The following is a 1,175-nucleotide window of genomic DNA, read 5'->3' on the forward strand; positions in this document are numbered from 1 at the left end:
TACTGACCTTGGCGCTTCAAGGTGATGGCGGTGGGAGGTCGAGGGAGAGTCCGGTTCCGGTGAGGAAGCCGTCGAGGATGTCGGAGCGGTACTGCAGTCGCTTGAGACGGTTGTGGACGAGGGCTTCGAGTCGGTCGAGTGCGACGTTGGCGAGGTTCGCGAGGCTGCGTTTGACGTGGGCCCACAGGTACTCGACCGCGTTCAGCTCGGGCGCGTAGGCGGGCAGGATGAACACCGTCAGCCATTCCCGCGCGTCGATCAGGTCGCGCATGGCATGGGAGACGTGGGTGTTGAGCCGGTCCCAGACCAGCACGATCGGCGCTTTTACCAGTTGGTGGATTCCGTCTATCAGGCCGATGTAGTCGCGCTCGGACAGGCTGCGGCGCTCGCCCTTGCGGCCGGTATGGCGTCGCAGCCGGTGGCACAGTCGGGTCCGCGAGCCCGGTCGCATCGCGATCAGCCCGGCCGCCGAGACTCTCCCCGAGCCCCGGCCGCAGACCTTCACGACCGGGGTGATGCCGCGCCGTCCCCACGTGCGTCCCTTGGGCGGTCTGCGGGTGAACCCGGCTTCGTCCTCGAAGCAGAGCCATCCGTCGCAGGCCGCCCGGGCGCTTTTACCTCCGCCCAGGTCACCTCCTTCCACGCGGACACCGCCTGCTCGTCGCGTTCGGCGGCTCGCCGCGCGGGGACCTGCGGGGTGAAGCCGAGACGGTGCATCAGGCGGGTGGCCCCCGAGACGCTGTAGGACACGTGGAACTTCCGGCCGATCAGGGTCGCCACCCGCGTGCCGGTCCACACCTGGTCCTGGTCCCAGCCGTGGGCGGCCGGCCCTTGCTCGAGGTACTCGGCCAGTTTCTCCTGACATCGCGCCGAGAGCTTGCATCGCTGCCCGCCCGGTCCCCGTGAGGCCAGCGCGCCGGCCCCGTCCTCCCGCCAGGCCTGGTGCCACTGGTAGGCCGATTTCGCGGTCACCCGCAACCTGCGGGCAACCACCTTCGGCGGGACGCCTTCGTCGAACAACGCAGCGGCCTCCAGCCGCACCGTCTCACGACGCTGACGTGCCTTCGCCGTCAGCCCGCCCCCATCCGCATAGCGCATACCAACGGCATAGCGCGCAAATGACTGCCAGTCAGCTACACAAACAGGCCAATCACCTTGAAGCGCCAAGGTCAGTA

Annotated in this window: 1 protein-coding gene; it reads right to left on the reverse strand. The window is 68.4% G+C overall.

Annotated elements, in window-relative coordinates:
• Positions 1-16: 16 nt before the first annotated feature.
• Positions 17-1,098 (reverse strand): IS630 family transposase gene (locus ACZ52R_RS43545; protein WP_465755588.1). Its coding sequence is split into 2 segments (ribosomal slippage): positions 17-610 and positions 613-1,098, totalling 1,080 coding nucleotides; the frame shifts between segments, so codons are not numbered across the junction.
• Between the last annotated feature and the right edge of the window lie 77 nt (positions 1,099-1,175).

The organism is Kitasatospora sp. NPDC034023 (assembly GCF_055575795.1).